The organism is Allopusillimonas ginsengisoli (assembly GCF_004153455.1).
Taxonomy (GTDB): Bacteria; Pseudomonadota; Gammaproteobacteria; order Burkholderiales; family Burkholderiaceae_B; genus Allopusillimonas; species Allopusillimonas ginsengisoli.
Genome location: NZ_SDQE01000001.1, coordinates 733,411 through 758,459 on the forward strand (window position 1 = coordinate 733,411; position 25,049 = coordinate 758,459).

21 protein-coding genes are annotated in these 25,049 nt (G+C 56.2%); 9 read left to right on the forward strand and 12 right to left on the reverse strand.

Translation table 11 applies throughout. From position 1 onward, the window contains the following. Nucleotides 1–42: 42 nt before the first annotated feature. Nucleotides 43–2,214 (reverse strand): sulfatase-like hydrolase/transferase, encoded by a 2,172-nt coding sequence (locus ERE07_RS03645; protein ID WP_245153386.1) that lies wholly within the window; start codon nucleotides 2,212–2,214, stop codon nucleotides 43–45. A gap of 318 nt (nucleotides 2,215–2,532) precedes the next feature. On the opposite strand from ERE07_RS03645, the gene ERE07_RS03650 reads away from it, so the two are divergent. After that, nucleotides 2,533–4,260: a sulfatase-like hydrolase/transferase gene (locus ERE07_RS03650; RefSeq protein ID WP_167670714.1), complete on the forward strand. Its 1,728-nt coding sequence runs from the start codon at nucleotides 2,533–2,535 to the stop codon at nucleotides 4,258–4,260. Nucleotides 4,261–4,272: 12 nt separating this feature from the next. Here ERE07_RS03650 and ERE07_RS03655 read toward each other — a convergent pair whose 3' ends face one another. After that, nucleotides 4,273–5,316, reverse strand: a complete 1,044-nt coding sequence (locus ERE07_RS03655; RefSeq protein ID WP_130007428.1) for a Bug family tripartite tricarboxylate transporter substrate binding protein — start codon at nucleotides 5,314–5,316, stop codon at nucleotides 4,273–4,275. A gap of 279 nt (nucleotides 5,317–5,595) precedes the next feature. On the opposite strand from ERE07_RS03655, the gene ERE07_RS03660 reads away from it, so the two are divergent. After that, on the forward strand, nucleotides 5,596–7,575 hold the full coding sequence (locus ERE07_RS03660) for an SLC13 family permease (RefSeq protein WP_130007429.1): 1,980 nt from the start codon (nucleotides 5,596–5,598) through the stop codon (nucleotides 7,573–7,575). 81 nt (nucleotides 7,576–7,656) lie between these two features. Here ERE07_RS03660 and ERE07_RS03665 read toward each other — a convergent pair whose 3' ends face one another. The 10 genes from ERE07_RS03665 to ERE07_RS03710 all read right to left on the reverse strand — a co-directional run bounded on the left by ERE07_RS03665 (nucleotide 7,657) and on the right by ERE07_RS03710 (nucleotide 17,281). Next, the gene (locus ERE07_RS03665) at nucleotides 7,657–8,928 is read right to left on the reverse strand and encodes a TRAP transporter large permease (RefSeq protein ID WP_167670715.1); all 1,272 of its coding nucleotides are present in this window, start codon (nucleotides 8,926–8,928) and stop codon (nucleotides 7,657–7,659) included. 4 nt (nucleotides 8,929–8,932) lie between these two features. Then, the gene (locus ERE07_RS03670; RefSeq protein ID WP_130007431.1) at nucleotides 8,933–9,454 is read right to left on the reverse strand and encodes a TRAP transporter small permease; all 522 of its coding nucleotides are present in this window, start codon (nucleotides 9,452–9,454) and stop codon (nucleotides 8,933–8,935) included. Between the two features lie 105 nt (nucleotides 9,455–9,559). Then, nucleotides 9,560–10,636 (reverse strand): TRAP transporter substrate-binding protein, encoded by a 1,077-nt coding sequence (locus ERE07_RS03675; RefSeq protein WP_167670716.1) that lies wholly within the window; start codon nucleotides 10,634–10,636, stop codon nucleotides 9,560–9,562. 186 nt (nucleotides 10,637–10,822) lie between these two features. Beyond that, nucleotides 10,823–11,560 (reverse strand): IclR family transcriptional regulator, encoded by a 738-nt coding sequence (locus ERE07_RS03680; protein ID WP_167670717.1) that lies wholly within the window; start codon nucleotides 11,558–11,560, stop codon nucleotides 10,823–10,825. Between the two features lie 195 nt (nucleotides 11,561–11,755). Next, nucleotides 11,756–12,679 (reverse strand): dihydrodipicolinate synthase family protein, encoded by a 924-nt coding sequence (locus ERE07_RS03685; protein WP_130007434.1) that lies wholly within the window; start codon nucleotides 12,677–12,679, stop codon nucleotides 11,756–11,758. Next, nucleotides 12,676–13,131, reverse strand: coding sequence for a cupin domain-containing protein (locus ERE07_RS03690; protein WP_130007435.1), 456 nt, complete (start codon nucleotides 13,129–13,131; stop codon nucleotides 12,676–12,678). The genes ERE07_RS03685 and ERE07_RS03690 overlap by 4 nt, the downstream gene beginning before the upstream one ends. 177 nt (nucleotides 13,132–13,308) lie before the next feature. Further along, nucleotides 13,309–14,172, reverse strand: coding sequence for an ABC transporter permease (locus tag ERE07_RS03695; RefSeq protein ID WP_425330945.1), 864 nt, complete (start codon nucleotides 14,170–14,172; stop codon nucleotides 13,309–13,311). 86 nt (nucleotides 14,173–14,258) lie between these two features. Then, complete coding sequence (locus tag ERE07_RS03700) at nucleotides 14,259–15,029, reverse strand: ABC transporter ATP-binding protein (RefSeq protein WP_209021075.1); 771 nt, start codon at nucleotides 15,027–15,029, stop codon at nucleotides 14,259–14,261. Continuing rightward, entirely contained in the window at nucleotides 15,026–16,093 is a 1,068-nt protein-coding gene (locus tag ERE07_RS03705) for an ABC transporter substrate-binding protein (RefSeq protein ID WP_130007437.1), read from the reverse strand. The genes ERE07_RS03700 and ERE07_RS03705 overlap by 4 nt, the downstream gene beginning before the upstream one ends. 207 nt (nucleotides 16,094–16,300) lie before the next feature. After that, nucleotides 16,301–17,281 (reverse strand): quinone oxidoreductase family protein, encoded by a 981-nt coding sequence (locus ERE07_RS03710; RefSeq protein WP_130007438.1) that lies wholly within the window; start codon nucleotides 17,279–17,281, stop codon nucleotides 16,301–16,303. Between the two features lie 92 nt (nucleotides 17,282–17,373). On the opposite strand from ERE07_RS03710, the gene ERE07_RS03715 reads away from it, so the two are divergent. The 7 genes from ERE07_RS03715 (at nucleotide 17,374) to ERE07_RS03745 (ending at nucleotide 25,034) form a co-directional block, all read left to right on the forward strand. Next, on the forward strand, nucleotides 17,374–18,006 hold the full coding sequence (locus ERE07_RS03715) for a class I SAM-dependent methyltransferase (protein WP_130007439.1): 633 nt from the start codon (nucleotides 17,374–17,376) through the stop codon (nucleotides 18,004–18,006). A 145-nt stretch (nucleotides 18,007–18,151) separates the two neighbouring features. Then, nucleotides 18,152–18,865, forward strand: coding sequence for a 2OG-Fe(II) oxygenase (locus ERE07_RS03720; protein WP_130007440.1), 714 nt, complete (start codon nucleotides 18,152–18,154; stop codon nucleotides 18,863–18,865). 12 nt (nucleotides 18,866–18,877) lie between these two features. Next, entirely contained in the window at nucleotides 18,878–19,579 is a 702-nt protein-coding gene (locus ERE07_RS03725; protein WP_130007441.1) for a 2OG-Fe(II) oxygenase, read from the forward strand. A 142-nt stretch (nucleotides 19,580–19,721) separates the two neighbouring features. Further along, nucleotides 19,722–21,251 (forward strand): argininosuccinate lyase, encoded by a 1,530-nt coding sequence (locus tag ERE07_RS03730; RefSeq protein ID WP_130007442.1) that lies wholly within the window; start codon nucleotides 19,722–19,724, stop codon nucleotides 21,249–21,251. Nucleotides 21,252–21,367: 116 nt separating this feature from the next. After that, the gene (locus ERE07_RS03735) at nucleotides 21,368–22,399 is read left to right on the forward strand and encodes an extracellular solute-binding protein (protein ID WP_130007443.1); all 1,032 of its coding nucleotides are present in this window, start codon (nucleotides 21,368–21,370) and stop codon (nucleotides 22,397–22,399) included. Next, on the forward strand, nucleotides 22,396–23,952 hold the full coding sequence (locus ERE07_RS03740; RefSeq protein WP_209021076.1) for an ABC transporter permease: 1,557 nt from the start codon (nucleotides 22,396–22,398) through the stop codon (nucleotides 23,950–23,952). The genes ERE07_RS03735 and ERE07_RS03740 overlap by 4 nt, the downstream gene beginning before the upstream one ends. Then, complete coding sequence (locus ERE07_RS03745) at nucleotides 23,949–25,034, forward strand: ABC transporter ATP-binding protein (protein WP_130007444.1); 1,086 nt, start codon at nucleotides 23,949–23,951, stop codon at nucleotides 25,032–25,034. The genes ERE07_RS03740 and ERE07_RS03745 overlap by 4 nt, the downstream gene beginning before the upstream one ends. The last annotated feature ends 15 nt before the right edge of the window (nucleotides 25,035–25,049 follow it).

Below are 25,049 nucleotides of genomic sequence, written 5' to 3' on the forward strand. Positions count from 1 at the left end.
CGCGCTATGAGGTGGCGAAAAAACTGTTTGCGACGCAGAGGGTTAATAAACGCCATAACTGCGTTCGCAGGTTTTGTTCAGGTTGTTCTGGACGATGCCTTCGTCAATATTGTTTGTCAGTCCATCCAGGATGTCATTCACATAAAAATCGTAAACACTCGATAGCCCCCAGTCATGCGCTATCCGGCGCCAGTTCTCCAGGTCTTCTGCGTTGACCACGCCGTCTTTATTGCCATCCCCGGGACAATACGGCTCGGAGGCCAAAATCTTGTCCATCTGCGCCCGCAGCGTTTTGTAGATAGCCTGCGTTTCTGCGGTGGGAGTGCGCAACAGATCAAGGTTCGGCGTATCGAGCAATGGCGTGGGCGCAGCCTGATTGACCTCGTAGAGCTCTTCGACGATGTCCGTCCGGAAGCCATTGGTGTTCGGATCGAAATCCATGGCCGTATTCCGAACCAGCTTGAAGCGATCGTTGCGAATGGCGATCGACGACTCAGGCAGTACGGTAAGGGTGTCTCGCTGTGCGTTGTAAAGCGCCTGATTGACATCCGCGCATGTCTCGTAGCCCACCCCATTGTTGTCCACCACGGAACTGTGGGTGTAGCCCGGCCCCCACCAGTTCCCCTGGTTGTCTTCGCATACGCTCTTGGATGTTGGAATCACCGTGCACGTTGTGCTGATCACGCAGGGCCCGTTTCTGCCGCCATTGGCCTGCAGATTCATACCGCCCATGGTGAAGTTTATCGTGCGCAAGCTGGGTTGGTCAGGATTGGTCAGATAGGGCAACACACTCACAGAGTCGACGGTGTGCGGCACAACCTCGTGCACGTCGAGACCAGCAACTTCGCCAAATAACTGGAACAGATCCACCGCATTGACCATGTGCTCGACTTCTCGATCAGGTTGGGCAACCTGCGGGCCAGCGATGATCAAAGGATCCCAGACACCCGTCTGGTATGCGGTGCCTTTTGCCTGAGAAGGAATGAACGGCGTTTTTACTGCGGTGCCCAGCGTCCCATTGTCTCCCATGATGACGATGATGGTATTCGATGCTTTGGGGTCGTAGACCAGATTGCCATCGCCACCCCAACTTGCAAGCCCTGTTTCAACCAGCAACCGGCCAAACTCCGCGTCCATCGCCTCGATCATCTTGTTCTGTATCAAACGGCCGGGCTGCGTGGCTGTGCAATCCCAGCTGTCCGATGCGGGGCCATTATGCTTGGCGAGCAAGTTGCCGGGAGGCTGTTGCCAGGGGGTGTGGGCGGAGCTGTAGCTGACCGTTGCCATCCACGGTTTGCTGTCCGAACGGGTATTGATCCACTCAATGGCGGCATCGGTTTCGATCACCGTACGATACTTTCTGGCCCGCGGGTCTGTGAGCGGCACTTGTTCGACATTGCCGTCATCGATAATTACGAGAGGCGAAACGTAGTAACCGTTTTCTTGTTCGAAATTGACCGTGGCAGGCGGACCGGCGCAGGTCTCATCATCCGGCACAAATATGCCGCCCGAGGCCAGGCATTGAAGGCCGGCGGCGTCTTGAGACAACGCCGTCCGCTTGATCACACTGCACGTGTTGTTGGCCTGGTAGCAAGCGCCAGTGTCGGTGCCGCCGGCAAGCTTGCCGGGAACAAAGCCACACATATAGGGCCCCGTTGAATCCACACCGCCCGCGGTGGTATCCACAGAACCCGGCAAACCACCCACCCATCCATAGAAGTAATCCCAGCCCAGCACGCTGGGGGTGGCGTTCTCTGCCTCGTTGTTTTCCGGGCCAGCCAGGTGGAATTTACCGAACATGGCGCTTTCATACCCAGCCTGCTTGAGCAGCTTGGGCGCCGTCACGGCATAGGGAGACAACTGCGAATTGGCCAGATCGTTGGGCCCAATGGCCTGATTGATGTTGGTGCGCAACGGATACTGGCCCACGAAGAACGCGGCACGCCCCGGCGAGCATTCTGGCATGGACCAGGCATTGCGAAAACGCACGCCCGCGCTCGCCACGGCGTCCATGTTCGGCATGCTTGGCGGCGTGCTGCCCCCGTAGCCAAAAGACTTCATCTGGTCGATGCCAACGTCATCCATGATGACAAACAGGATGTTTGCTGGTTGTTCTGAATCGTCGCTGGAAGCGACATCACTGCCGCTGCCGCAAGATGCAAGGGCCAGCACAGCAAATGCCGATGCAAGCAGTTTAGGTAGCGTCAGGTTCACAGCAGTCTCCCAGGAGGCGGCATGTGCCGCCCAACACCAGGCCATGAACGTTGAAAATGTAACGCTACGTCTTATAGCCTAGGCCGAAGTTATTAGTTCTAAATTTGCAGGTAGCGTAAAGGATAATAAAAGAATGTGCAACCAAAGTTAACGTCCGTTAATTTGGAAAATGCCGCTGTTTTGACGGGAAAAGAGGGCTTAAAAGAGAATTCAAAGAGGATTCATTAGGGCGACCGGCCTATTGGATCACCGGTGGGGCCAGCGTAGGATGCCTTGATCCCTGGCCCTGCGTGGCTTCGAATGGAATGGCCCGACACAATGAAAAAAGCCTTCTTCGCGGCATCCTTGCCCCATCACAGTCAACTTGTTGCCACAGTGCTCATTGTTCTCGCGTATCTGGCAGAGCGGCCCTATGTTTTTTTTAAATATCCCGGCTACCTTGAACAGTCTGGCTGGCCAAAGATCAGCGCACTGATCCTCTTTATATTCATTTGGTGGCTACTGTGTTTCTTTCTATATCTGTATGCGGCGAAAAGCAGGCCGATAGCAAAATGGTCTATTTTTGTTCTGCTGGCTGTGTCTTCAACGGCCTTTGATCTGTATTACGCAGTGTCGGGCGGCGCCCCTTTACTCTACGAGGATTATGCCATCCTGGTTGATGCCATCAGATCCTCGGGAGATGCCCTGGCTGAGTACTACCCGCTACTCACCTACTCGGCCATCCGCCTGCTCCTCTTGTTCTGCGCATTCTGGATGATGGCGCCCACCAAGGGGGCCAGTCTGAAAGCGATGGCATTGCTGGTGTCATCGATATTGGTGTTTTCCAGTGTTTGTGTTCTCAAGCATGGAACGTATACGAATCTGCTGCCCGGAACGACTGGTATATATGGGTTGAGTCTCGCCTCTCTTTTTGATGGTTCCAGTAAAGCATATGTATATCAGGGAGAATCGCATCCCTCGAATCCAACCGATGATATCAATATCTTGGTGGTGATGGACGAGAGCGTCAGGGCCGATTTCTTATCCGCCCGTGACCTCCAGGATCTGTTTGCCGGATACACCGGCGACTGGCGATACTATGATTTCGGTGCCGCCACATCTGCAGGAAACTGCAGTGCCTCAAGCAACATTATGATCAGAAAGGGAGTGCGCCCTCTGCACGTGACCGATGATTTATATAGCAAGCCCCTCGTGTGGAGCTACGCCAGAAACGCAGGGTTCACGACCTATCTGCTGGACGCGCAACGTGGCGGCAAGGGCCATGATCATTTTGATGCGCGCGAACTAAGTCTGGTCGATCACAATATTGATGCCAGCAAAACATCCCGGGATGCCGATATTCCCGCCCTGATGGCCTACCTGAACGAGCAGGGAAAAACGTTCTCCATTGCCATCATGAATGGATCGCACTTTCCATATCACAATAACTTTCCTGCCGACTATACGATTCAATTGCACTCGGAGTATGTTGCTGCGGACACAACTCGCGTCGAGTACGCCAAATCAGTGAACTGGCAAACAAAGGGTTTCATCAAAGCACTGACAGCACTCGATTTGAGCAAGCCGACGATTGCCATTTATACGTCAGATCACGGGCAAAACATAAACGACCAGCCCGGGCCGCATCATTGCACTGGTTCAGGCCACCCTTTCATCGGCGAAGGGCTGGTTCCGCTTGTGGTTTTCACCAATTACCAGGACGAGATGATGGAAGCCGCAACGAGTTTCAATTATCAGCGGCTCTCACACTTCAACATCTTTCCCACTGTTCTGCAGTACATGGGGTTTGATGTGGCGAGCATCGTTGGCAAACGCAGCACGTATCTGTCGCCTATCACCAGTAAGGCGGTTCCGTTCAACCGATTTACCTACGGCGATGCATTCGGGCGTTTCGGCCAGGCGGTTAAAACCATGGATGTAACCGCAGAGAAACAGCTCGTGCTCAAGCGCTCACAGGATATGCGTAACGAGTACAGCCACGCTGACAGCACACCGCAGGCCTTCTCGACGGTCGCCAAAGCGAGCGATCAGACAACGGTCCCATAGAAACCATTGCCGCTATTGCGCCTCAATATCAGCGCGCTTGACGACGTCGCCCCAGAAACTGTGCTCGTCGGCGATCACGTTGGCCAATTCGGGCGCTGGCCCGAAGCGTAGTTCTGCGCCCTGGGCGGCCATGGTCGAAACCAGTTGCGGGTTTTTCAAGGCGCGTTCCAGCGCCGTCGACAAGGTGTGTATGACCTCTTGCGGCGTATCTTTTGGCGCAAACAGGCCAAAGAGATTATCGGCGACAACGTTTTCAATCCCGGCTTCTTTCAGCGTGGGGATATTGGGCAGCAGACTGACGCGCTCGCTGGATGCCACGGCCAGAAATCTAAGCTTGTTGCCCTTCACCAATGGCATTGACCCTGTAACACTGTCGAACATCATGACCGCCAACCCGTTCACGACATCCGGCAGTGCTTGCACACTACCCTTGTAAGGCACGTGCGTGATATCCAGGTCATTCTGGACCTTGAACAGATCCCCTTCCAGGTGAGACAAAGTCCCCACCCCTTGCGAGGCGTAGTTGTAATGCCCAGGACTCTTCTTGATGTAGGCAATGAGTTCCTGGACATTGTTGACAGGCAAGCTCGCCGGAACCACTAACGCGTGGGGCACAAAGCCTATCAGGCCAATGGGAACGAAATCATCGACCAGACTTGCAGCCTGGTCTTTATAGATGGCGGCAGCAATCGCCTGATTTGTGGTTGCCGCAAGATACAGGTTATAGCCGTTGGGCGCAGCCCTGGCGCCAGCCACCAAGCCTATCGCGCCTCCCGCTCCGGCCCTGTTCTCGATAATAACCGACTGGTCCAACTCCTTGGCCAACTGATTACCCACCGCCCTGGCCAGCACATCGGTTGCGCCCGCTGGTGGAAATGAGATGGTGATCTGTATCGGCTTATCGGGATAGGCGGCCCGACCTTCTATCGGCACAATGACGAATATTGCAGCGGCTCCGATAATCGCACAGAACCTGAGGGCGGAAGCAGGCTTTGTAGACCCGTTTGCACCACAGAGCGCCAACTTGGCAGCTTTAAACCATGAAGCAAGTATCATCACATCAATCTCCAGCAAGTGGATTGCAAAAAAGCTTGGATGAAAAACGGGGCCTGCAACACAGATTCCTCATGCCCCACACACAGGTTGAATACATCTTACGCAGGGGCCGTCATTAGAACAATTTGAATTTCTATTTCAATTCAACATTTTTTCTTATAAGCGATTCCAGGCAGGCAAAGTTCAAGAGGTAACCGCACCGATATTGCGTGGCTTGCATGGGGCTCGACTTGAAATCCGTTAAGCTAGCAAGGTGATTCAAGGAGCGAGCTGTAAGCAATGACGCAACCCCAATGGATAATACTGGCCATACTGGCCGCGACCTTGTGTTTGTTCTTGTACGGCCGGTGGCGGCACGACATCGTCGCGGCGGCGGCGTTGTTGGCCAGCGTGATCGTTGGATTGGTCCCTGCCGACGAAGCCTTTGCAGGGTTTTCCCATCCAGCGGTTGTCACAGTGGCGTGCGTGCTGATTCTAAGCAGCGCACTGCTGCATACAGGCGTGGTAGACCTGCTGGCCCAGCGCGTGCTGCCCACCGAAGCAGGCCCAACGATCACAATCGCTGCGCTGGTCGGCCTGGCGGCATTGCTGTCCAGCTTTATGAACAACGTGGGCGCGCTGGCTTTGCTTATGCCGATTGCCTTGCAGATTGCGCAACGCCAGGGCATTGCCCCGGGCAAGGTACTGATGCCACTCGCGTTTGGCACGATGTTGGGCGGAATGACCACCCTCATCGGCACACCCTCCAATCTGATCGTCTCCGGATTCCGCAAGGGAGCCGGAGACGGCGGCTTCGCCATGTTTGACTTCACGCCCGTCGGAGCCGCTGTTGCGCTGGGCGGCATACTCTTCATCGCGCTGGTGGGCTGGCGCATTGTTCCGGGGCGGGAACGCGCTGGCGCCGATTCATTTGATACCGGTGCTTATCTGACCGAAGCGCGCGTTGCCTCCAGCTCCAAAGCCATCGGCATGACCTTACACGAAGCCGAATCCGAACTGAAAGGCGCCGACGCCCAGATCATCAGCCTTGTCCGCAACGAGATCAGGCTGACAAGCCCCTTGTCAGCCGGGCCTTTGCGCGAAGGCGACGTGGTACTGATCGAGGCCGATCCCGAGGCACTGGCCAGTGCGCTGGACAGCCTTGGCCTGGTATTTGGGGAGGAACCGCTCAAGGCCAGGGGTGACGACAAGCATGACGAGGCCGATAGCGAATCGACAAAGGCCGACCCCGGAATCAACGCAGCGTCGAAGACAGCAGCCGAAGACGCCGAGGTTGCCGCAAACGCTTCTACCGCAGCGCCAGAACGTCAACATAACGGCGAGGCTGACGCCTCCATGGAGCAGACCCAACAAGAAAAAGATGAAGCGCGTGAAAAGAAGATTGAACGGTCCATTCAGTTGGATGACGAAGAACTGATGGAATTGGTGATTCTCCCAGGCTCAGACCTGCTGGGGCGTACCGCCGGAGATCTGGACCTGCGTGAGCGCTACGGTATCAACCTTTTGGCCATTTCGCGCCAGGGGTCCCGCATCCGCAGTCGCGTAAGGCACACTGCGCTGCGTCACGGCGATGTGCTGCTGATGCAGGGGTCGGGCGATCTGATTTCAGAGTTTGCGTCGAATGCCGGCTGTGCGCCTCTGGCGACCCGCTCGCTGCGCGCGCCCGATCGCAAGAAGATGATCTTGGCGGGCGGAATCATGGCCGTGGCGGTGGGGCTCACTGCATTCAATATTCTGCCGGCGGCGATCAGTTTTCTGCTCGGCGTGCTGCTCTTGATGGTTTTTCGCGTACTGCCGCTGCGCAAGATGTACGAAGCCGTGGACTGGCCAGTGATTGTGCTGCTGGGGGCGCTGCTGCCGGTGGCGCAGGCCATCGAAAGCACCGGTGCGGCCAAGCTAATTGCGGTATTCCTGCTGGACAGCGTCGCACATGGCAATGCCATTGTTGCCTTGACGGTTGTCTTGCTGGTCACCATGACCATGTCTGATGTCATCAACAACGCTGCAACCGCGGCCATCATGTGCCCCATCGCCATCGGCTCGGCGGCGCAGCTCAATGTCAATGCCGACCCTTTCCTGATGGCAGTGGCGATCGGTGCTTCAGCAGCGTTTCTGACCCCGATCGGGCATCAGAACAATACACTCATCCTCGGGCCCGGCGGATTCCGGTTCGGGGATTACTGGCGGATGGGCTTGCCGCTGGAGATCGTGGTGAGCCTGATCACGATACCGATGATATTGCTGGTCTGGCCGCTTTGACTGTGCTCAGGCAATAACGAACCAGTCCGCGAATCCCGGCCAATCCCCGAACCATATGCAAGCGTTCGGGGGCCGCTTTGCTTACCTGAACCAAAGCGACAGCCAGGGTATGAATGCGATGCAGATAGTAGCCACTACCAACGCAAGAAACAGCGGCCATATACGTCGAGCGATCTGAATATACGGAACGCCACTTACCGCTGATGCGGCAAATAGATTTATACCCACCGGCGGCGTGATGAATCCGATTGTCAGGGTACACACAACAAACACGCCGAAATGGACCGGATCAATATTCAAGGCGGCGCAGATGGGCAAAAGGATGGGCATCAGGATGATGATCGACGCAATGGTTTCCATGAAGCAACCAAAGATCAACAGCAACAGCATAATCATCAACATGGTTCCAACCACACCCATCTCGGCGGAAAGCATTGCGCCTGCCAGCGCGTCGGGCAGCCTCAGCACCGACATGACTTCTCCGAACAGTATGGAAAAAGCGATGATAGGCCCGATCATGCCCGTAATCGCCCCGCTGCGGTACAGCAAGGTCGGTATCTCGCGCCAGGTAATGCCTTTCGTGATCACGAGCTCGGCGAACAGGCAGTATGCGACCGCCACGGCAGCAGATTCGGTCGGTGTAAAGGCGCCAGAGTAGATGCCACCGAGAATAATCGCTGGCGCCAGCAGGCCATACCTTGCCCCCCAGGTTTTAATCAGCACCTGTTTGCCGTCAAAAGGCGTCTTCGTACTGACACCCCAGCCGAACCTGCGGCATACAAAATAATTTGCCACGCACATGCTGGCGGCCATCAGCAGGCCCGGGAAGATGCCGGCAAGAAATAGATCTCCGACGGATGTGGACGTCACTACGCCATAGATGATGAAAATCAGACTGGGCGGAACGATAATGCCAAGGCACCCGCCTGCGGCTGCAAGCGCGGCCGCGTAGGGCCGGTCATATCCCTTTTCAACCATGGAGGGAATCATGATCTTGCCGATTGCCGCCGTATCGGCGGAATTCGAACCGCTTGTGCCTGCGAAGAAGAAACAGCCAGCAATAGTAGACATGCCCAGGCCGCCGTGTATCCAGCCCAACATCGCCTGCCCCATATTCGTCAACGCCTTGGCAATCCTCCCGCCTGAAATAATGTCCCCCGTCAGGATGAACAGCGGCATGGCCAGCAAAGCCCAGTTATCAATCGCGGAAAAAGGTACTTGCCCGATAATATCGATCGAGTACACGCCGACCGCTATCACCATCGCCAGCGATCCAAGCCCCAGTATCAGGAATAGTGGCACGCCGATTGCCAGATGAACCATCATCAGTACACCGATGATCAGAACAGCCATTTCATCACTCATCATCATAATTGCCCCCGCCCAGCTCAACCTTTCCGGTCGCCTGGTAATGTTTGATCATTCTGATGGAACGCTGGATCACCCTGTAGCCAAGCATGAAGAAGGCTATCGGCAATGCCGCTTGAGCAAACGCCATATTCAGGTCGAGGCCGGTCATCAACACTTCATTCTCAATCTGCAAGCGCATCACGTTCAGGCCGTAGTAGACCGTCAGCACGACCAGCACCAGATGCAGAAAGTCGAAGTACAAGTACAGAAACAAGCGCTTTCGCGCCCCCAGCAGTTGCGGGACGAGATCGATTCGTATGTGATTTCTGTTTCTCGCAATCTCTGCCATGGCGATATACACCACAAAAACAAAGGCATAACGGGCGGTCATCTCGCCCCATTCACTTGATGCGCCAAATAGATGGCGCCTGACAACCTCCGCCAGGATAATCAGCACCAGATAGCCATAGCAGGCCACCATCAGCCAGGTTTCAAACCCATCATCGATCTTCTTCCAAAGATTCCGCACTTTTCAACCCCTCCATCAGACAACAGCAAGCCATTGACGCACGGCGGCATCATCACATTCCCGCAACGTTTCATATACCTGCCGCGAGCAACGGCTTTATAAGATTCAGGTCGACAGACTCTTACCCAGCTCGGCAACCTGTTCATACAGCTGTCGACCGTATCGATCTTTCCAGCTGTCCCATTCCGGCCGTTGATGTCCTATCGCCTCGACCCACAGGTTTCTATCGTCGTCACTCAGTTCGGCAATCTCGATGCCAGCGGCCTTCCACTCGGACCACATCCGGTCGTCCGCGGTCTTTTGCTGAGACTTCTGATAATCCCAACTTTCCTGGGCGGCCCGCTCTATTGCGTCTTGTATGGACGACGGCAGTTTCTCGAACCATTTTTTCGAGATCATGGTCACATGCGCATTGAAACTCATGTCCACACGGGCGCTTGTTCCGATGACCTCGTGAATACGATTCGCCGTCAAGGGACCGAGCCCCACGTTGAGCGCATCCACCGCTCCCTGTTGCATGGCCTGATAAGTTTCCGCCCAGTTGATCGAAACAGGACTCGCAGGCGTGAGCGCAAAGGTTTGCTGCTCAATCTTTGAATTGGTCACACGCAACTTCAGTCCGGTAATATCCACAGGCAGGCGAATCTGCTTGCCGGCCCTCTTGCTCACACAGAGCACACGGAATCCGGTGTTTGCCCACATGCCCTTCAACACTTTGAGCCCCTTACGCTCAGGATCGGTCATGAACTTCGAATTGGCAAAATCAGGATGTTCAAGGAACTTGTTGAAGCCTTCATTCGTTCGGAACATAAAGGGCAGATCCAGAAGATTGAACACTTCTGAATAAGGCGTGAAATTCTGCATTGAAACCTGGCATGCCTGAATGGCACCGTATTGCACTTTCTGCGGCAGCTCCGTTTGCCCGCCCAGCTTTCCGCCTTCATGAATGTCAACCAGAAGGCGGCCTTCACTGTATTTTTCAGCGAGCTGCTTGAACAAATCCAGGCCGGTAATGACATACCTTTCGCTTGCCTGCGTAAAGGTATGGGCGAACAACATTTTGTGCTCGGCGGACTGCGCGCGTGCTGTGGATATCACAAACGGGCCTAATGCAGATGAGCCCACCACAGCCAGACTAGTGCGAAGTATGTCTCGCCGTGAAATGGATTTTGTTTCCTTCATAATAGTCTCCATAATCTTTTAATTATTGCTAAGTAGCCGGGGAAAGCGGTAGATTCAGGTTAGCTTAATGCGTCACATATGGCACTCTCAACCGTCCAAAATCCGGATGCTTTGTCTCATAAATGGGATAAACATTCCTGTTTCATGATGCTGGTGCGAACACCGCGCCTTACTGCGAAATCAAAGTCACTTGAATTGCCGATATAAGCTGCCGAGATCGCTTGCGGCCAGTTTCAGCAACCCAACATATCCGAGCGCTTTGTCGAGTTCCATGCGCGCCCTGGGCGCATGCACCGCAACACTGCCAATCACCTTCCGGTTTCGGCCAAACACGGGAACCGCCACGGAAATCAGACCAATCAGATATCCCTCGTCATCCGTCGAAATATTTGCCCTTCGAATCTTGACCAGCTCCTGAGCAAGAATGTCCGGGTCCACAATTGTTTTCTCGGTGTAGCGCTTCAACGAAAACTGATACAACATCCGCCGCCGCTGCCGCGCAGGCATGTGACTAAGAAAAAGCTTGCCACTGGAAGTGCAATGCAATGGCACGCGTGAACCCGGCTCCAGATGCATGCCCAGCGGCCATTTCGATTCCACGCGATCGACATAGACTACGTCTGTAATATCAAGTGTTGTGAAGTTACAGGTCTCCCCGATTTGTTCTACGAGCCCTTTCAGAATGGCCCGCCGCTCGCTGTGAAGCGACGCATGACTGCGCACGCCGTCTATCATGGCTACGAGTCGTTCACCGGCCGAGTAACGCTTTCCATTAGGCTCCCGCATCAGTATCCGGGCATCGACCAGCGTTTTTATCAAGCGATGCAGCGTGGACCTTGGCGTCCCTGTCACTTCCGCTATCTCTTCCAGGCTCAACGGCTCGACCGAGAACGCAATGGACTCGACTATTTCTATACTTCGCATGGTAGAAGGCCGCTCCGGGAGTTTTCCCGCTTTCGCGGAAAATCGTTCAGTAGGCATTTGGGCACCCATCCCTAGATTATGAAAATTTCAACCTCGCATATCGTTAAAGGTCAAAAGTAGCATTTTCCGCAGGACGCCAGGCTTCAGCGTTTTCCGCCTGATTAGTGTTGGCGGCGTTCAGGAACGCCTGTTGATTCAAATGACGTCCAGATCCCCCACCAGCTCGCGTAACCTCAAGCGTGCGGTTTCAGGAAGCGGCTCCAGTGGCGCCCGCAGGCAGCCCATCGGGAGATCCGTCCACTGCGAGATTGCCTTGATCGAGTGCGGAACCCCGTATTGCTTGAAAAAATAAAAAAGCGGATGCAGCCGGGCGTAAAGCTTTTCCGACTCGGTGGACCAGGGATTCTTTGTCAACGCTCGATACAGCTCAACCAAGCGATCGGCAAAGACGGGATGCATCATGACTTCCCACCCTTTTGCACCAAGACGGAACCCTTCCAGCGCTTGATAATGAAAGCCGCAATACACTGTGTACCGTTCACCACACAACAGCTGGATGTCTCTGACTCGGCTTACATCGTACGAAGCATCTTTGACCGACCTGATCGCGTCGATCTTTGCCATTGCGAGGATCCGTTCCGGAGTGAAATCAAATCGGGTCGGCTGAGTAAGGTTATAGAGCCGGATCGGCAGATCCACAGCGTTCGCCACCGCCTCATAATGCCGATACGCAGCCTCAAAGGTAACTGCAAAGTATTGCGGCATCTCCAGCATCAGGCAGGAAGCTCCGCTGTCTTTTGCCTGCTTCGCGTAATCGATCACCTGCCGTGTCGAGAACGCGCCGACGCCGACATTCACGTGGACTCGCCCCTCCACCGCCCTGCACACCGTGTCGACAACCACCTGCCTTTCCGTGTCGTTGAGATAAGGGCCTTCGCACGTGCTTGCAACACAGGTCACGCCCGCTACACCCGACACGCTTATGCGTCGGGCATACTCGGCGAGTGTTTCAACATCGACATTCCCCGCCGCATCGTAGGGAGTGGCCAGATAGCAGTAGAACCCTCCCGCGTCCAACGGATTCCCTGCGTGTGTCGAGACGGCCTGTGTCGCTGTCATGGCAATGCGTGACCGCTGTCGACGGCGCCTGAAGCCGGAAAGCGATCCTGATCAGATCCTATCTGAACGGTCTCTCCCGTTTCAGTAAATGTCCGCGTTACGTCATTGTCTCGTGTCAGGCCATATATCACCATGACCAGGGCCGGTTCATCGCCGGCATTACAGAACGCATGCGGCACGCCGTTGGAAATAAACGTTGAATCATAGGGCTCGCAGTCCAGCACCTGATCGCCTAACGTGATACGCACTTTTCCCTGCAGCACGGTGACCTGTTCTTCGGCATTGCCGTGAGAATGGCTCGGTACGGCAGCGCCGACAGGCAGCCACGTCACGCCAGATCGAATTCGCGTTGCGCCTAGCCTGGCGCTGGTGATCGGGTGATTGACAATGCCATGTCCGCGGGGAACCGCAGGCAACTCGGCATAGCGCAAAAAGTGTATTTCGTCTTTCATCTTCACTCCTTTGTTATCACGTGCTTTGATTGGATGTGAAGAAGTCTGGCACACGGACGCGAACGCACTCAATACTGCGCAAGCACAAATTGAATGACAAATTCCATTTATGATTGAAAAGCCGCTATCTTTGGCTTTTATGGCGAGCGCGGGCCCTCGGCGATAGCGCCCTGCAGATCAAGTATCCCTGAATTCCGGCGACCAGTGCAGCAAACGCCTTTCTATCAGCGTGATGCCATACACCAGCACAATCCCTACCACCGAAAGCAGCACCACGGCGGCGAACATATCTGTGGCATTCAGCGTAGCCAGCGCCGTAATCATCAGGTAACCCATGCCAGTGGTCGAGCCAACGAACTCTGCCAGCACGACACCGATCAGCGCGAAGCTGATCGCATTGGGCAGTGCCGCAAACGTCCAGGCCGCAGCAGTGGGGATGCGCACCCGCCACAGAATCTGGCGCGGTGATCCACCCAGTGTCTGGCAGAACTGCAGCAGTTCGCGCTCAACGCTGCGGCCGCCTTTGTAGGTATTGAAGAACACAAGAAAGAACACCACAAACCAGGACGTTACGACCTTGGACGCAACGCCCAGCCCAAAAAACATGGTGATCAATGGTACGAATGCGATACGCGGCATGGAGTTGAACGCCACGATAAATGGGTTCAGGACATCGGCCATAAAGCGGTTGCGGCTGAGCGCAACGCCTACGACAAAGCCACTGCCGACACCCACGATCAGACCCAGAAAGGTAGCGCGCAGCGTGAGCCACAGATGCGGCCAAACCGAATCAGGGCCGGGCTGCATCCATTCCCACAGACGTAGCGCAATCCGCGAAGGCTGGCTGATAAAGAACGGATCGAAAACCGTATTGGCAATGAACCACGGAATACGGGTCAAGATTTCCCATGCGCCCAGGATGACGGCCAGAATGCCAACCTGCCACAGCGTAATTCGAAATCGGCGGCGCACCGCCGCTCTGCGCGCTTCGGCCAGGTGCATGGCCTGTCCTTCCGGCGCATCTGAAACGGGTATATTCATCGCATTACCCCCAGGCGGTACGAAGAAGCGTTGTCGGCGTGCCGTGCCAAGCTGACATAAGTGTGATGCCTATCCATGTTCCGCCCTCACGCCGCCGTCCGGAACTGTTGCCCCAGTACACTCCAGACACTTTGAAAGTGCGCGACAAAGGCAGGGCTCTCACGCACTGTAAATACATCGCGTGGATGAGGGATGTGTATGCGTTCGTCCAGAAGAACCTTGCTGGGCGGCGAGGACAGCACCACCACACGATCGGACAGGGTAATGGCCTCGTCGAGATCATGTGTCACCATGACGACCGTCTGACCCAGTTTGCGCCAGATCTCCATCAGTTCGCGATGCAGATGCGTCTTGGTATGCGTATCCAGGGCGCCAAAAGGCTCATCCAGCATGAGCAGGCGCGGCTCAACGGCCAGGCTCATCAACAATGCCACACGCCGCCGCATGCCACCCGACAACTGATGTGGGTAGGCATGTTCAAAGCCCGATAAGTGGCCAAGCTCCAGTAACTGCGCCACCTTCTTCCTGACCTGATTTTCAGGTACACCATGAAAACGCAGCCCCAGCGCCACATTCTTGTAGACGTTGTACCAGGGCAGCAAGGTATCTTTCTGAAAGATGTAACCCAGCGTGGGGTGCAGTTTTCCCTTGACAGGCGTCTTGTCAATTTCGATTGTGCCCGCCGTGGGTTCCAGAAAACCGGCAATCAGGTTCAGCAAAGTACTCTTGCCGCAGCCAGATGGCCCAACGATGGACACAAACTCACCCTGTTCGATCTTGAGCGAGACATCGCCTACGGCCCAGGTATATCCCTTGTCGGTCTGGAAAGCCTTGGAGACCTCACGCAGTTCAATCACGATGACATGCCTCTTGCCTTGCGGACGAAGGACATGTTCACGCATTTGTCGTAGGGCACGGTTTTCATCTGATCGTTAGAGAACTGCCGGCCGTCGCCCATGATGGCGGCCATGCGGTTGTAGGCGTCTTCGGTAATGATATTGTCTTCCAGCCACACATTTGCCTTGTAGTCCGCAATGGCCTTCAGTACCGATGGCCGGGTCAGCGCATTCAAGTAACGCCCGTAAACGGCTTCGGTAATGTCTTCAGGCGTGTGCTGATTGATGAAATCCTGCGCCTTTACCAGCCCGTTCACAAAATGCTGAATGTCTTGGGGCCGTTTGTCGATATCGTCTTGAAGCGCATAGGCTGCGATGCCCGGCACGTCTCCCTTCATGTACGTGTTCCAGACTTCGCTATCGATGCCGTTGAAAATTGGGGTTCCCCAGCCTTCTGCAACGGCCTGCTCCATCATGGATGCGGTCGCCATGGTTGCGGCGACCGATCCCGTCTTGAGGGCCGCGAGCATGGTCGCCAGGTCGCCCAACGGACGGATATCCACTTTGTTGCCTATGCCGGCCTGCTCCATCAGATAGATAGCCATCAAGGCGGTCACAGAGCCCGGCTGCGTTGCGCCTATTTTCTGGCCGTCCAGATCCTTGAGCGTGCGAAACTTTCCGCTGTCATAGTCGGCCTTGCGCACCAGCACGTTCGCATAAGTCATCCGGCGATCAAAACCGAAAATCAAGGCCGCAGGCTTGCCTGCAATTGTCAGTGCCGGTGCGGCGGTGGCGGCCGTCGCGCCCACAAGAATCTGCCGTGCGGCCAGCAATTGATTGGTGCGGGGGCCGCTCTGACTGTTCAGATACTTGACGTCCAGGCCAGCGTCAGAAAAGTAGCCTTGCGCGAGCGCCACGTAGCCTGCCGTAAAGATGGGGTCGATACTGCCTTGCCCATACGCGACCTCTTTTTTGTCTGCGGCCCGAGCTGCCCCGGCGCCGAACACGCCAAAACAAGACATCGCACCAGACGCCAGCAACAGCTGCCGGCGTTTCACCAGGATCGGATTGTGTTGATCAGCCATGATGTTTCAATACGCCAGTTACACCGCAAGCGTGCCATGCGCAGCCGGTAACGCCTGAAATGTTTCTGCACGCCTCCTATGTGTGAGCGTTACGCCGGGAGCAATCCAGAACGATTGCACGGACGGACTCGCCCGCGACCACGCGGCGAGATCCTATAGAAAGTATATACAGTGTGGCCAGGTCGTGTCCTAGGGGTGCTCTTCCGATCAAGGCACGATGACCATGGCGCCGGTGATCGCCCTGTTCTGGGCGGCGATATGGGCCTTCGCGACCTCTGCCAGAGCAAACCGCGCACCGATTTGCGCGCGCACGATGCCTTGGCCCAGCGCATCGAATACCATGTCGGCATTGGCACGGAAGGTGGCCAGATCGGCGTTGTGCGGAAAAACGGAAGGCCGGGTCAGATAGAGGCCGCCCTTCTTGTTCAACAGTTCTACGTCAAAGGGCGCGATCGGGCCAGACGCGGAGCCATATACCACGACATGCCCGAACGGCCTGGCGCAATCGAGTGAGCCCAGAAACGTATGTTGCCCAACGGAATCGTAAACCACTGATGCCTTCTTGCCGTCTGTTGCGTCGATCACCCGCGATACCCAGCCAGTATCGGAATAATCAACGGCGACGTCACAGCCCGCCTCTCGCGCAATCGCGCATTTTTCTGACGACCCCGCAGTCCCGATCACGATGGCACCCAACGCTTTGGCCCAAGCGCTAAGAATCTGCCCTACTCCGCCAGCCGCGGCATGCACGAGTACGATGTCCCCCTTGCTCACGGGAAATGTCTTGGTGACCAGGTATTGCACCGTCATCGCCTTGAAGAATACCGCGGCGGCTGATTCGTCATCGACGTGATCCGGCAGCTTCACCAAGCGATCCGCGACAACGTTACGATGTGTGGCGTAGGCGCCGATGCCTGCGTTCATATACACAACACGATCGCCAACCTTCAGGTCTGTCACGCTATCACCAAGCGCGGTGACAACGCCTGCCGCTTCGTGACCCAGCCCCGTGGGCGCTGGAAGCGGATACTTTCCGCTGCGCTGGTATATGTCTATATAGTTAAAGCCGATCGCAGTTTGCTTGAGCTGCACCTCCCCTTCGGCCGGAGCAGGCAAATCTGCGGATACCAGACGCATTACTTCGGGTGCGCCAAATTCAGTCAACTGGACTGCGGTGGTCTTGGTCATGATGGTGGAGCTCCTCCCTATAGGTATAGTCCATAGTAAAGCAATTCAAACGCGCTACTATCTACTTGACAAGGTTAACTGAACAGCAAGCCATGACCATCGACGACGACACGCTGAAATCAATCAGTGCATTGACGCTGGCGCATTACAACGACAATGCCGTCAGCTTTCGTGCGGGCACGCTCGACCATGATGTCAGCCAGAACATCGCCGCGCTTTTGCGCCATATCGAAGGCCCGCCGCCCTATACCCTGCTTGATGTCGGCTGTGGACCAGGGCGCGATCTGAAAACCTTCAACGCACTGGGGCATCGCGCCATCGGCCTGGATGGCTCAGAACGGTTTGTGGAGATGGCACGCGCGGATACCGGCTGCGAAGTGTGGCAGCAAAACTTATTTGACCTGGCGTTGCCGGACGCTTTCTTTGACGGTATTTTCGCCAACGCCGTGCTGTTTCATGTTCCCGCACAGGTTTTGCCGCGCACACTCCACGCATTGCATGCTGCGTTAAAGCCAGGCGGCGTGCTGTTTAGCTCAAACCCGCATGGGAAAAATCAGGAGGGCTGGAATGGCCCGCGCTACGGTTCGTATCACGACCTGGAAAGTTGGCAGGCACTGATGCAAGCTGCGGGGTTTGAAGAGATGGAGCACTATTATCGGCCCACGGGGTTGCCACGGGAGCAGCAGCCTTGGCTGGCGAGTGTGTGGCGGCAAGTTACAGCCTAAGCCTCGGTGAACAACCACCGACACGCCGCCGCAAGCAGCGGAGTGTCACCCGCGGACAGCACTCGTAAACTGGCAATATCCATAACGCAGCTATCATCCGGCCGCCTGATGTTCGGCCACGATACAGCCCCAGGGAGCTGGCACAGTGCATACATCCGAAACAACGCCTATCGGCGGCCTGAACTGGGCCGAAATCGAGCATTCGCTGGACGAACATGGTAATGCTGTGCTGCCTTCGCTGCTGAATGCAGAACAATGCACTGAGCTTGCCGCCCTGTATCCGCAGAATGAACGTTTTCGCAGCCGCATCATCATGGCTCGCCACGGTTTTGGGCGCGGTGAGTACAAGTATTTTGCCTACCCGCTTCCCCGATTGCTCGACCACTTGCGTCACGCGCTGTATCCGCATCTGGCTCGTGTGGCCAACCGATGGAATCAACTGATGCGCATCGATACCCAATATCCTGACAGCCTGGATTCCTTTCTGGCCCGCTGCCATCGGGCGGGCCAGACGCGGCCGACACCGCTGATGCTGCAATACAGCGCGGGGGACTACAACTGCCTGCATCAGGATCTTTATGGCGAACATGTCTTTCCGTTGCAAGCGGCCATTTTGCTGTCGGCGCCGGACAAAGACTTTACCGGCGGCGAATTCGTGATGACCGAAACCGCGTCGGGCGCGCAACGCGCTGAAGTGGTCGCGCTGCAACAAGGAGACGCTGTGGTGTTCACTGTAAATCACCGACCTGCCGCAGGAAAACGCCACACACTGCGCAAGGTGGCCATGCGGCATGGCGTAAGCCAGCTCCACAGCGGCCAACGCCATACCGTGGGCCTGATATTTCATGATGCCCGATAAGGGAAACAGATTATGTCAACGCCTGCTACCACCTCTTTTGTCAATGACGCGTTCTCGCAGCAACTCGACGAACAAGGCTATGCCATCGTGCCCGGTCTACTGGGTGACGAGCACGTGTATGCCTTGAGGGGATGGCTAAGCGCCGCCCTGAACCGGCCCCAGACTTTGCCGATGGAGAATGACAAGTACCGTGCTGAGGTATTCTGCTTTGATGAGCCGCCACCCGCGCCGCTGGCGATATGGCGGCAAACGCTTTATCGTCAGTTGTACCCGCTTGCCAACCGCTGGAATAAACTGCTCGGAATGCGCTATCGCTACCCCGTAGCGCTTGAGTCATTCGTAGAACAAAACCATCAGGCGGGGCAGCACCGGTCGCAGTCACACCTGGTACGCCTGCGCGCGCAAGGCTATCAGGCCTTGACGCACTATGGCCAGGGTTCGCTTGTGTTTCCCCTGCAGGTGATCGCCTTGTTGTCCGAGCCAGGCAAGGATTTCACTGGCGGCGAATTCGTGATGACAGAGCATCGCCCGCGCATGCAGTCTCGGCCCATGGTGTTGCCACTACGATGTGGCGATATTGCGGTGATTGCAACAGCCGCTCGGCCCGTCAAGGGCGCCCGCGCATATTATCGCGTCAAACTGAAACACGCCATCAGCCGAGTGCACAGTGGCGAGCGCATCGGGCTGGAGCTTTTGTTTCATCATTCTCCCTAATAAACAGGAAACAAACAGGAACGGTGTGACTGGCAAAGTCCCTGAATTGCGCAATCCGCGCGTGCACAGTCAGTAACGACTTGCGCGCAGCACGCCACATACAATCAAAGAACATTAGAACCAACTACCTGGGAGACATACCATGAAAGCCCCAATACTATCCGCAGTGTGCCTGGGCTTGCTCGCCCTCCCCGCGATTGGGTCCGCGGACACGCCAAAACGGGATGAGTTCTTCTGGCTGGGTGAAATGAATAAAGCGACCCTGGTCATCAACACTGACGAAGGGCTGATTGAAAAATCGATGGCGCCCGGCTTCGCAGCGGGAATAGAGCAAGTCATTGAGGCGGGGAACAAAGAGGGCGGCAAACGTCCCTCCACCGTCATTACCTTTGAGCCGTTGATGATTGATGCTGCTGGGGAAGAAATCACCTTGCTGCATGCAGGGCGTTCAAGTCAGGATATGCATGCAACCTATCGGGCTGCAATATTGCGTGATGACCTGCTTGGCCTGGCGCAGCGCCTGCAAAAGACATCGACGACGCTGGTCAATCTCGCCGAGAAACACGCGGGCACGATTGTGCCGAACTACACCAACGGCGTGGCGGCTCAGCCGAACAGCTACGGCCACTATTTGCTCGGGCACGCAGCAGGGCTGCAGCGCGATGCCCAACGCATTCGCGAGGCGTATGTGCGCGTGGACCGTTCAGCAATGGGCACGACCGTATTGAACGGAACGAGCTGGCCGCTGAATCGTGAACGCATGGCCCATTACCTGGGCTTTGCACGTACCGTGGACAATGCTTTTGATGCCGCGCAGATTTCCTCGATGGAGCACCCGGTGGAAGCCGGTTCGATTGTGACCAGCATTGCCTTGCATACAGGCCATTTCATCGAGGACCTGATGACACAGTATGCTCAGCCAAGGCCATGGATCTTGCTGGAGGAAGGCGGCGATAACACGTATGTATCAAGCGCTATGCCGCAAAAGCGCAACCCGGGCTTGTTGAACAGAACTCGCAGCAGTGCGTCTACGGCAATCACACTTGCATTGGGGCCTGTAATTCAGGCGCACAACATTACGCCCGGAATGGCGGATCCCAAAAGCGCCAAGACCAATAGCGCAATGGTAAACAGCGCCATCAAGACACTGAAAGACTGGAATGATGTCATGAAAGCGCTGGTGGTGAGCCCGGACAGGGCGCTGGAAGAATTGAACAGTGACTGGACCGCTTCCCAGGAACTGGCTGACTCGCTGATGCGCAACCACAAGCTCCCCTTCCGGCTGGGACATCATTTTGCATCGGAAGTGGTCAGCTATGCAAAGCAAAACAATATCAAACCATTGGACTTCCCTTACGCTGAGGCTCAGCGTATTTATGCGGAAGCGGTGCATGGTGCGACTTATCCTCAAGAACTTCCCATGAGCGAAGCGGATTTCAGAAAGGCGCTCGACCCCGTCGCTATCGTGAATCATCGAGCGACCGCCGGTGGCCCCCAGCCAGCCGAGATGACGCGAATGATTGACGAAGCCAAAAAAGATCTCGCCGATCAGCAGGCCTGGATTGACGAGAAACGCGAGGCCATCAACGCAGCGCTGAAACAATTGGACAGTGACTTTAGCAGGCTGCTGGAGAAGGACAGCGACGCCGACCAGGTGAAACAGGCCTCGTAAGCGCGCCGTTCTGAACAGATTGCCGCAACAACTGCGACAATCTGTTCAGCGTATCGTAAGGATAATGATTCTTATTTGCCATAGAATTATGACTCTGAACAGCAGGAGTTATCGCAATGGCAAATTTGAATCGGCGCTCTTTATTGCGCCAAGGGATCATCATGGGGGCCGGCGCACTGGTCGGCGCGCCCGCATTTCGCGTCGCCTGCGCGGCAGACACCAAGGCACTGACACTCTATAACGGGCAACATGCCCGCACCACTGCAGCGTTGGTCGAAGCCTTCACGAAGGCGAGCGGCATCAAAGTAGCGATCCGCAAAGGCAGCAGCTCTCAACTGGCCAACCAGATCATCGAAGAGGGCCAGCGCTCTCCTGCCGATGTGTTCTACGCGGAAGAAAGCCCGCCCGTCGTAACGCTGGCAGAAAAAGGATTGTTGGCGAAGCTGGACGACCGCACGCTCAAACAGGTATTGGCAGGGTATACCGCCAAAGACGATACATGGACGGGTGTCAGTGCCCGATGCCGGGTCGTCGCCTATAACCGCAAAATGGTCAATCCCGCCGAGCTTCCTGCATCGGTTCTGGATATGGCGACAGAATCCTGGAAGGATAAAGTCGGTTTCGTGCCGACCAGCGGTGCATTTCAGGAACAGCTCATTGCAATCAAACTACTGAACGGGCGCGAGGCCGCATTGAATTGGCTCAAAGGCTTGAAGAAGTTCGGTCGCATCTACAACGGCAACATGGCAGCGATGAAAGCCGTTGAGGCTGGCGAGATTGCTACTGCGCTGGTGAACAACTACTACTGGTTCGCCGTCGCCAAGGAAGTGGGCGAAGATAAAATGAAGTCCGCCTTGTATTACACAGATAATAAAGATCCCGGAGGTTTGATCACTGTGTCAGCGGCGGGTATTCTCAAGTCATCAAAAAACCAGCAGGCTGCGCAGCAGTTGCTTGCATTCATGGTGAGCGAAGCCGGACAACAGGCCATTGTTGCGTCCGTAGCCGAATATCCGTTGCGCCCCGGCGTCTCTTCACCGTTTAATCTGAAGCCTTTCGACGAGCTTGACCCTCCGTTGGTGAGCCCCGCCGATCTGGGCGATGCGGCTGACGCTCTGGCCTTGCGCCGCGAAGCCGGCCTGGCGTGAGCCGGGCCATAGCGCCTTCACGCAACGCGCACACGGCACCCTCTCCTTGGATTATTGGCGCTGCGCTGGTACCGGCCGCACTGATTGCCCTGCCACTGATCTACGTGGCAATCCGTGCGGGTCAAACCGGGCTGATTGGGATCTGGGAAGAAATTTTTCGCGAACGCACCTATACCTTACTGAGGAATACGCTGATGCTGGCCGTGGGGGTAACCGTTGCCGCCAGCGCGGTCGGTATCGCGGTAGCCTGGTGTGTGGAGCGTTCGGACCTACCCGGGCGACGAGTCTGGCGCGTCGCGGCAGGGCTTCCGCTCGCTGTGCCTGCCTTTGTATCCAGCTACGCATGGTCATCCATTGATGTCATGTTCCAGAGCATGGCGGGTGCGATACTGGTTCTGTCGTTATCCAGCTACCCGCTGGTATACCTGCCCGTCGCCGCAGCGCTGCGAAGCACGGATCCAGCATTCGAGGATGTATCGCGTTCCCTGGGCGATGGACCGTGGCGCACATTTACCCGCGCGCTGCTCCCCCAACTGTCACCGGCATTGGGCAGCGGCGCGCTGTTGGTGCTCACCCACATGTTCGCCGAGTTTGGCGCGCTTGCGCTGCTTCGCGTTCAAACGTTTACCACTGCTATTTTCGAGTCTTATGAGCTGCAGTTCAACAGCGCGACAGCAGCCCTGCAGTCCGTGGTGCTCATGGCCTTGTGTATTCCTGCCGCGTACGCCGAAATGCGCGTGCGAGGCAACAAACGGGTGGCGCGTGTGGGACGCGGTAGTGCACGCAATGTAATCACGGTGCATCTGGGCCGCACCACTTTTCCTGTGCTTGGCGGTTTTCTCTTGCTGGGGGTGCTGTCATTGGGTGTACCGCTCTCCACACTCGCCTATTGGCTGTTCCATGGGAGCTCTGCGGGCTTGGGCTACGCTGAGATTCTGCCCGCCTTGATGGATACGATTCTATTTTCATTGTCTGGCGCCATCGTCACCAGCGTACTCGCTATCCCGCTGGTGTTGCTTGCCGTACGCCATCGCGGGCGTTTGTCGGCGGTGGTCGAACGATTGCCGTATATCATTCATGGACTGCCCGGGGTGGTCATCGCGCTTGCGCTGGTGTTTCTATCCATAAGACTCGTACCCATCATCTATCAGAGTACGCTGCTGCTGCTTTGCGCTTACGCCATTCTGTTCCTGCCGCTGGCGCAGTCTTCGCTGCGTGCGTCGGTCGAACTGGTTTCACCACAGATCGAACACATCGCCCGCAGCCTGGGCCGCCGCCCGTTCCCGGTTTTTTTGACTGTCGTTCTACCCAATATCGCACCAGGCATCGGGGCGGCGCTGGCACTCATGATGCTTGAGATCGTACGTGAACTCACAGCCACCCTGATGCTCGCCCCCACGGGGGTGTCGACGCTGGCCACGGAGGTCTGGTCTTACACTTATGATGCGGAGTATGCCGCTGCAGCGCCTTTTGCTGCCCTGTTGGTTCTTATTTCGATCGCGCCGGTATGGTTCTTTACCCGGCGCATGCTCCGCTACGGAGAAGTGCTTTGAGCAACATACTGATCGATAGCGTGTCCAAGCGGTATGGCGACGTAGAAGTCCTCAGCGGGGCCAGCCTGACGATTGAACACGGTACAGTCGTCGCACTGCTGGGGCCTTCAGGCTGCGGCAAGACGACGCTGCTGCGTCTGATCGCGGGTTTCGACCGCCTGGACCAGGGCCGTATTGCATTCGACGAGCACATTGTCGCGGCACCCTCTGTGTTCGTGCCGCCCGAGCGCCGCGGCATCGGTTATGTGCCGCAGGAAGGTGCGCTTTTTCCTCACCTGACGGTGGAAGGCAATGTGCGTTATGGCTTGCGCAAGCACGCCAGCGGCCGGCAGCGTGTGCATGACGTCCTCGCGCTCACAGGCTTGTCTGGCCTGAATAAGCGCTTTCCCCATGCCTTGTCAGGAGGACAGCAGCAGCGTGTCGCGCTGGCACGCGCCTTGGCGCCTGATCCGGCCTTGATATTGCTGGACGAGCCATTCAATGCGCTGGACCTGGATCTGCGCCGACGCATGTGTGAAGACGTTATAGATGTATTAAGGCAAACCGGCACCACCACGATTCTGGTTACGCACGACCCTGGTGAAGCATTTGCTGTGTCAGATCAAATGGCCGTGATGCAAGCGGGTGAAATCATGCAGTGCGCCAGCCCGGAAACCGTATATTGGCAACCCGCAAACCCTTCGGTGGCAAGGCTGACCGGCTCAACGATTTTCCTGAGCGGGGAGATGACGACCTTTGGCATGCAGTCTCCTCTGGGCCTTCTCGATATACATGGCACAACATCTGGCAGGGCCGGAAAGGCCTGGGCCATGCTACGGCCTGAGCAAGTCAGACTGTCCGCTCATGGGCCAGGCATCCCCGCAAAGGTGATACACCGATCGTTTCGGGGTGACCATACGATGCTTGAACTCAAGGTGAATGAAACGCGGATCAGCCTGCGTTCGCCCTCGCTGTCCGCGCCGGATCTCTATGCAACGGTGTTCTTGAGTGTCCAAGGCGCATGCATGGCGTTCCCGGACACATCAGTTCAGAGCGGGAGCAAGTCCATGCCTACGTCCACTGCCGTCGATATGGACTTATGAACCCCGTCTTATTGT